We start from the raw sequence: 8,880 nt of genomic DNA on the forward strand, positions 1-8,880 counted from the left end.
GAGAAAGCCTCACCCTGGATAGTCGCTGCTTAGTCATGGTCAGCACCTCCCCCAGCAGATAGGCTGATCGCTCGTGGCTCTAGTTGGTGTGGAGCATAACTCAAGGTAAATGGGTTGGATGAGTCCTGTACTTTCATTTGCAGGGGTAAGGTAATGGGCTGGAAGGTAACTGGAGGCAAGTCAAGGGTAAACAGTTGCCAATAGAGAGAAGACAGGGGAGCACTGAAGGTCGCTGTTGGGCAGCCTGCATCTTGACGGTTACAGTCCCCAAGCTGAAGGTCAGATGGCAGCGCCACAGAATTGGCACCACTCGCATCTGAGCCAACACCTAAAGAATTGGTTTGGGCAACAGGCTGAACCACAGACTCCTGCTGTTGAGGTGGAGCCACCCGCTGCAACCCAAAGCCATCAAACAATTCGTTGAGCTTGAAGGTAAGGCCGACGTAGGGGCCACCCGCCGAACGGCTACCACTGAAGTCGCGATCGTTATTCACACTGCCAGAGCTATAGCCCACCGCTACGCGCAAATTTGGCGTGAGATAGTAGCCCACCTCAGCCACCACCCCAAACTCGTTAAAACCCAGGGAACCTTGTCCGATCCAGCGCCCTTCAGCCACTAAATCCCAGTGGTAGCCTAGGCGATAGGTAGCCCGCAGTTGGGTAAGCGAGATAGTGCTAGTGCCTGCCAAGTCCCGCGCTAGGTAAGACACACTGTTGCGAATAGCAAACTTGCCATAAAACTCCCACTGCCAATTGGGAGCATAGATCGCTTCAGCCGCAAACAAATTGTCAATGGAGCCAGTACCACTACCCAAGAGGATGGTATTAGGAATCGTTGAGGGATTTTGACGATATTCATAGCGCAATAAGGCATTGAAACTGTCGTTGTGGGGATCACGGTAGGCCAAACCCAAGCGCAGATGGGCTGTATCTCCTAAGCCCGTGATGGTTTGATTAGAGCTGCCGGATAGCTGGTAGCGCACTAGGGCCGTCAGTCCGGGTGTGATTTTGCCGTTAGCAACCACAGACAATACGTTATTACTGCCTACCGAGGATGTGCGGAACTCGTAGCGGGCACTAGCCTTAAAGTCAGGGCTGTCGGTGTACTCAATGCCAATGCTGTAGTTGTCACCCCCTTGTACCCCCAAGGCAGCAGCACTCTGTCCCACAGCAAAGGGTTGGGCAAACTGAGTACCAGCAGCAGTGGCTCCAAAGAAGCTACCAATGATCCGCTCATAGGCCAGATCGACGCGCAGACCAGGGGCAAGACGAATGCCCTGCTGAATGCCGAGGGAACCCGTACCAACCATGCCATTATTGCCACCCAGCAGCGTGTAGCGTCCAATCAGTTTGGTGTCTTCACCGATCTTGTGCTCAGCCGCTATGCCAAAGCTAGTAATAGCCTGCCCTTGGAACTGTCCACGGGTATAGAACTGCTGAGCCGCAGACAGGGTGATACCAGGCATCACCGTCCAGTTCACACCCAACACGGTACGATCGGTGTATACCGCATCCACCGTTGAGGATAGCGTTAGCTCATTTTGGGCAATGAAGGTGAGGTTTTCGGTCAGGGCGTAGGTAAACCGAGAGCGCAGTTGGTCGGAACTACCGCTAAGGGTACTGGGGTTGATGCGATCGGTGCGATCGCGATGGATGAAATCCACATCTAGCAGAGCTGTTCCCAGTTTTTGCTGAATCCCAATGGAATAGGTATTGAGGGAATTGTCTACACGGCTACCCGGTACTGCGGCTGTGCGGGGTGCAATCAGCTCTTCAAAAATATCTAAGGGGCGGCTAGCAATGCCGAAGTTATCCTCATGGTCATACTGAATGCGGAGCCGAGTCGAGTCAAAGATAGGAGCAGTAGCATAGACACCGTAGCGAGTTTGTCCTGGGGTGAAACTAAGGGTGGAATTGTTAGAGAATCCAGCATCGGCAGAGCGGTAGTAAGCTCGCACGTCAACGTTGGGAAAGGGTTGCCCTTCCACTTCCACCCGATAGGCATTGCCACTAGTGGCTCCAAATACATCCAGGTTGTTGTGCGATCGAGCAATTTCAGCAATTACACTCCCTCTCTGCCACAGCGGCAAGAGCAGGTCAGCACCATACAGTTCAAAGCTACGAACCCCCTGGTTTTCTCGTAGGTAGGTGGCACCAATCCAGGCCTCTCGATTTTGTTCACGGGAGAAATGATAGCGAATGCGGCCAGCATATAGATTGTTACGACTGCTAGGGTCGTCGTACTGGTAAGTTGCCACAATCCGCTGCACGAGAGTCACGCCTGTGGCTAAGTCCACATCGGTACGAGCAATGCGCCGCCGAAATAGCAAGGTGCCACGCTCATAGTCGATTTCGTAATCAGCTCCCCGGTTTAAGCGAGTGCGGCTCACCACCGTGCCGGGGCGTTGCAGCTCTTCCGCTTCTAGATAAACAGTTTCACTGCCCTGAACGAGCAGCCGACGGGAGAGAAAATAGAAGCCACTAGTACCGTCGGGTGGAATCGTATCCCGCTGGAAGCCCTGAATGTTGTCGCCATAGAGGGCAGTGATTTGGAGATCGCCAATATTGAAGTTGCCCTTAAAGCCATGCAGTTGGCGGTTGAAGGCGGTGAATTGTTGCGATCGCAGCGAAAACTCCTGGCTAGAATAGTCACCCCACATAACAAAGTCAGTACCTGCTCCCTGCACTGGAGATGTGCGCTCTAGCTTTAGGAAGAGGCTATCTTGGGAAGGAGTAACCACCACGTTGGTAGAACTGTCCCCATAAACCGGGTAGGCACGATCGCAGTCTTGCTGATCGCGGAAGAGGCGTGATGTGCCGTCACAAATCTGGTTCAGGGGACGGAAGGAGTTATAGGCTCCAGTGAACAGCCATTCACCAATGGCCCCAGTCGCAAACACAGCCGCCGTGGCATCAAACTGCACACGATTGTCCCGATCGGCAGGGACAAACTCCCGAAAACTGCGGTAGAAATCAGTACCCCGTGCCCCTAGACGAAAGTCAATCACACCAGTGGCGATCGACGGGCGCAGCGCTGTTTCAAATTGAAGCTGAGTAAAGGCTTCTAGTTCATTGTATTTGGCAGAAATGTTAACCGTTTCCGGTGTAAGGGACGATCGCAAGGTTGCTGTGAACTGTCCCTGCTCGGTTCGCACCTGGAACCCCGGCTGCTCTGGGTCTACATCGGTGCCAATGAACTCCCCAGCATTGGTTGCCAGGGTAATCACAATATTGCGATTGGTAAGATTGCCAGCCTCATCCACCAACTCCCCGCGTACCGTTGCCGTAGAACGACCATCAGCAGGAATGCGCGTTTCTACTGCGCTTAAGCGCAGCGACATGGGGTTGCCCCGCACTTGCACCACAACTCGTGCCGTGGAAACCATCGGCTTTCCAGCTTCTGTGCGCGTTGCGGTTACTTCGATCAGGTTTTCACCCTCCTTGAGGGCAAGACCATACCAAGTCTGGGTTTCTAGCCCTGTTTCTGGGTCAGTTTCCGTGCGACCGACTAAAGCGGGATCGGCGATCGCCCCATTCACCCGCACATCCACCCGACTGCCGATGCCGTAGCGTAGCATCAGCGGTGTAGAGGGGACATTTAAGACAGTGCCATCGATCGGAGCCAAAATTACCACATCTGGGTTTGCCGCTGGCGGCGTTGGCCCCTGAGCCAGTACATTGTCAGCCATTAGCTGCTGAGGCTTAGCTAGCACTCCCGACACCTGAGCTGGTGCCTCTATTGTCTGGGCTACTGTCTGTACAGGCAGTCCTAGAGCCAATAGCACAGCAGAAAGTTTTAGCCAGCATGAGGATTTCATGAGCGTCCCTCCTCCTTAAAGGCTGGTGTGACTGCGAAATTCATCCGCGCTAGGCCACCCGGTTCCAACCGCACCAAGCGCGATTGACTATTGCGTTCAATAAAGTACAAGTTAGGAGCCAAGGTATATCCTGGCAGTGATGTGAGATCAAGTACTCCCGTGCGATACCCAGCAATCACATTAGCGATGGAAAATAGCCCATTGGCATCCGTCGTAATCCGGTTGCCGTCGTCCATGAAGATGACTGCATTGGGCACCCCAGGCTCACCATTTTGTTGCTCACCATCAAAGTTTTTGTCGATAAACACGCGACCGATGATGGTGCCACAGATGGAAAGAATGCCTTCCTGTACCCGCAAGCGATGGAAGACAGGGCCATCGCGCACAACCTGCTGATTATCGGCTCGTTGCCCTTCCACTGTGGCAGAGTTTTGTCCATTGCCTCGCAGGGAATCAGGGCTGAGGGTAGCAGCATAGGCTATATTCAGAACGGAATTCTGAGCGACCGTCGTTGCTGGCAAGGTCAAGGAGCCAAATTGGAAGGTAAGGTTACGATCGACCCGGTTCACAGCTACAGGAACTGTCGTGCCATTCAGCTCTGCCCTGGCTGAGCCATCTACATAATTGAAGCCCAAGGGCAACGTATCCCGAACGGTCAAGTTCTGGAGAGAGGTGGAGGACAGACTACGCACAGAGACGCGGTAAATCACCGTATCACCAGGTTCAGCCGCCGCCCGATCACCAGACTTCACAATCTGCACAGACTGAGTTTGGCAAATATCAACCCGCACACTCAGTACCGCTAGAATCAACGCTGTTGTGGAAGCACTGGTAACATTAAGGATGCCATTCAGCGTCGTGACCCCATTGGCCGAAATTGGCAGCCCATCCAAGGCTGTAGCGCTATAGGAAACATCATTGCCCGTGCGACCGGTAATGGTGATGCGGATGCGACGCTGACTATAGATTGAACCAGACGGGGGGTTGACGACCAAGATGTAGGTTTTGCCAACATCCAATTGGCCTCGATTGGCATCCAACAGGAAGTTATAGCCGCCGCGATCGCTATTGGTCAAGAAAAAGGGGTTGCTATTGCGGGTGTTGGGTGCTAGGCCAGCAGCAATACCGTTATTAGGGATATCAGGCAGTTCTGTAGCTGTCAATGAAACCAGTGCGCCCAAGCCCACACCACTGGCATCTGGCTCGTATAGAGCAACACTAAACCCTTGATAAGCCGCTAAAACCTCACCCTCACAGCCAGTAATTCGTCCTAGGGGATCGACCAGTTGCGGCCCAGCCTGCAAGACTTGAGAGTTGCCGCTGAAGGAAGCACCTGTAGCAGCATCCGTATAGCTATAGCCAGCTTGGTTGGTAAACCGTTTATTAGTCTGGGCCATCACCAGGGTTGGTTGTGTCATGACCAGCCAACTGCTCCACAACCAAACTAGAAGCACAGTGACAACTGAGAGATTCGGATACCAGCGCCACCGACGACTACCGAGCCAACCACGCTGGGATAGCCACGATCGTTGTCTGAATTGTCGTTTAGTAGTTTTCCCCTTCACCTTCTTATACTTGCATTCCTTGTTGGTAATCCCATATGGCTATGAAATTGCCTAATCGGTCATGCAACCCCCTTAATGATTGACTGCTCAAGAACTCGTATCATGAGAACACACTTTGACTGCAACCAAACTACACCCTGATTTCAACCTCAAGCTAAGACTTTCAACATCTATCGCACCTGCACTTCGTAGCTAGCGGTCACCACCGCCTTTGACGCTAGTAACTCTCCAAACCTCCAACGCACATGGGTATAAGCCTCCGCTGGCGCAGGACGGCTCTCGATTTTGCCATCCGGCATCACCAGTTGTACCATCGGCGTAGCTACAAAACTCTTGCCCCCATCGATGCTAAAGGTTATCGTGACATTCTCCGTTGAGGCTGTTGCTGTCTTCAACACATAGACCATGCCCCTGGGAACAGGTTGAGTAATCACCAAGTTTTTAGCTGGAGCATTGCCACTATTGGTGCCAGTGACGGTATATCGCAGCACCGTTCCTGGCTGTACGACGGCTTGGCCGCTTAGGGCTTGCCATGTTACCTGAGGTTCACCCTGGGCAGTGGATTTGACTAACTTCTGCTCTGCACTCAGCACCAAGTTCACAACGGGCTTATTCTGAACATTCTGTGCTACGGTAGCTCCAGCATCAACCAGGCGATTGACCAACGATTGCCCTTGCACAGGGACGATCGCCATGGCAGTTACTAATCCCGCTAATCCCAGCCAATACAACGTTTTCTTCATAGCTCTCACCTCAATCTGTCACCTCTAGGGATAGTTTGCTAACTGTAGTCACTGTCATCAAGCAAGCTGAACTAAGCGACCTTAATTGACTCGGCGTTGGAAAAAGAACCGACGGGATACTCCAGGGCCGATCGGGCCAGTAATTGTATTGATATAAGCCGTCACATCCGTATCCTGAGTTTGACCGCTGATGTCACCTGATGGCGTAGTGCCCGTAGCACCTGTGAAGAAGGTAATGGTTGAGCCAGTACCAGGATCGTCAACCGCTGTCCCCACCACGTTGCTGGTATCAATAATGCCAAACCCTGGCGAACCTGGTGGATCTTGGTCGATCGCCCAGTTACTAGGTGGTTGAGTGCCATTCTCTACAATGCGAAGATTCGTTGCTTGGAGCACCAAATTAGTATTACTACCCGTCTGAGGTTCGGAGATATTGGTATACGTAATCCGATATTCGATAATGTTGCCTGGAGACGAAACCTTGGGTGCCGTACTAAAGACCTCATTACCAGGAACAACGGCAGGGCCTGTACCCCGAAGAATACGGGATTCTTTGACCAACCGCACAAACCCGGTGTAAACCCGATTAATGGTTATATTCTGAGGTTCTCCGACAGTGGGCTGCTGGTCAGCATTTTGATCATTAAAGGCAATCAATGGCACAGTGAAACCAGTCAACTGTGGCGTATTAGCTGGCAGGTCAATCACCACACCATAGTCACGGGTACCACCTGCAGGCAAATCAGCGGCTGGAATCACCACTGGAGTACCACTTGTAAGCGTGGGCACTCCACCTGCATTGTAGGTATAGGTTGCCGACTGTCCAGCATAGGTAACGGTGACTACTGTGCCAGCAGGCAAGGATCCAGGAGCCACTGGGCCTGGCACGATTGTCAGGGCCGTACTTACAGGTGCTGTATTCTGAACCGTATTGGTGAAGGTAACAATGGGGGGGTCGATCGGGCCTGTTCCAGAACCAGGCGGCACTGGAGCTGCCTTGTTGGTGAAATCATCATTGTTACTAGTTGGCCCCACAGCAGCAGGCTGACCCTGAGGCCCATTTAACACCCCAGCAGGCGGGGTTAAGTTCACCCGGTTGTTCTCGCCGCCAGGGCCTGTGCCTGTGTTACCTCCTGGATCAGTGCCGTTACCAGGAATAGCCACTCCATCCGTTGGCACTTGACTGCCGGGTGTACCATCATCGTTGTAGTTAGAGGGATTTTGGTCACCCGATTCGTCATACACCTGGTTATTGGTTCCAGCAGTGCGTCCAAATAGCTGGGCAATGTTGTCGATATTCCCACCGCCCGCAATCACAAACGCAGCCTCAGGGGAAACAGGGAATGAAAAGCCGCTGAGGGTTGTCCCAGCAGGAATTACACCACGCACATCCGTGTTCAACACAAAGCCTACACGGGTAACCGCTGCTGCTGGAAAGGTACCCGGCGCAGTCAATGTCCACGTGGCAACATTAGCATTAGTCGTCAGTGGATCAGTGGTATAAACTGGCTGCCAACCCGCCGCAGCTAGAGCTGGCGAAACCGTTGCTGGCCCTGCTAGGTCAGTTCCCACAGGAATTGCATCCGAAATCAAGACATAGTTACCAGCGGGCAGACCATTAATCGGGCCAGTGCCTTGAAGGGGTGCTGGCGTGATGTTAGTACTTCCAGGCGGTGGCGTATTCTGAACCCGTAACGTCAAGTTGTAATTGATAACATCATCATTGATTGGAGGTGTTCCCTGGTTATTAACAGAACTCGTCTTGAGGATAGCGGCTAAGGCTTGGGGATTGCTGCCCACGGGAATAGACTGAGTAGCGCTGGCTTCACGATCGCCATTCACGGGTGCACCAGGTACCTCTGCGATCGGCGTTGCTCCTGCAGCCGTGCCATCCACCGTATACACGTCACCCCCATCGGCAATACGAGGCTGGTTTTGGGCATCGCCTGGTGTTTGCCCAAAACGAACTACAATCGGTGGATCAGTAATTGCAGCAGTTGGGTTCACCGTCACATTCACCCGCACAATCACCGATCGTCCAGGTTGAATTAACCCAGCAGCAGTGTCTGGTGTGATTAATTCTGTACCAACAATGTCGGTAAAGGTAGTTCCGCCATCAAAGCTAACCTGCAAATTACCAGCTATCGTTGCTGGCCCCGATATAGCTGCCGTATTGGGAATGCGGAAACGAGTTGGGTCATTACCTACGTTAGTGACAACAAAATCATATCGGAGCAGATCACCTGGTGATACGGGGGTACCCGGCGTTGTATCAGTTACACCACCACCCGTCACCGTAATGCCAGCGACTTCCGCTACCGTGACCGTTACCGTGTTAGATTGTGTCCCAATTGGAATCCCTGGATTGGCAGGATCTTCGTAGGTACCAGTTGCTTGGTTATTAATTGGTGTACCTGCAGCAGTTTGAGCTAAAGATGGTAGAACTGCTCGAAGTACGCCACTTGTAATCAATAGGAACGCCAATGAGCCAGAAAACCAGCGCATTTGATGAAATCTTGTGACCATAAGTTGTCGGCAGATGAATCTCTAGACCAATTGGAACACACTAGAAAGCACCCCCTAACAATCTGGTCGATTGTTGACACGCTGGCAATCATACACTGATCATGGTACAGAGATCAAACTAATATCTTTTTTTAAGAAATTGAAACTATTTGTAGGATTGATCGGCATAACGAGGCTACGCAGATCCAAGTCACGAGTCCCTAGTGAGAGGGCAGAGGCAAGGTCTCA

4 protein-coding genes are annotated in these 8,880 nt (G+C 52.4%); all 4 read right to left on the reverse strand.

What is annotated here, in order from left to right; translation table 11 throughout:
- Positions 1-29: 29 nt before the first annotated feature.
- The gene (locus NZ772_01995; GenBank protein MCS6812337.1) at positions 30-3,818 is read right to left on the reverse strand and encodes a TonB-dependent receptor; all 3,789 of its coding nucleotides are present in this window, start codon (positions 3,816-3,818) and stop codon (positions 30-32) included.
- A complete protein-coding gene (locus NZ772_02000; protein MCS6812338.1) occupies positions 3,815-5,236 on the reverse strand; it encodes a hypothetical protein in 1,422 nt (473 codons plus the stop codon). Before NZ772_02000 ends, NZ772_01995 begins: the two co-directional genes overlap by 4 nt.
- Before the next feature lie 317 nt (positions 5,237-5,553).
- Positions 5,554-6,126 carry a hypothetical protein gene (locus NZ772_02005; protein MCS6812339.1) on the reverse strand — a complete coding sequence of 191 codons (573 nt, stop codon included), beginning with the start codon at positions 6,124-6,126 and terminating at the stop codon, positions 5,554-5,556.
- Positions 6,127-6,207: 81 nt separating this feature from the next.
- Positions 6,208-8,652 (reverse strand): hypothetical protein, encoded by a 2,445-nt coding sequence (locus tag NZ772_02010; protein MCS6812340.1) that lies wholly within the window; start codon positions 8,650-8,652, stop codon positions 6,208-6,210.
- Between the last annotated feature and the right edge of the window lie 228 nt (positions 8,653-8,880).

Source organism: Cyanobacteriota bacterium, assembly GCA_025054735.1.
In the GTDB taxonomy this organism is placed as follows: Bacteria; Cyanobacteriota; Cyanobacteriia; order SKYG9; family SKYG9; genus SKYG9.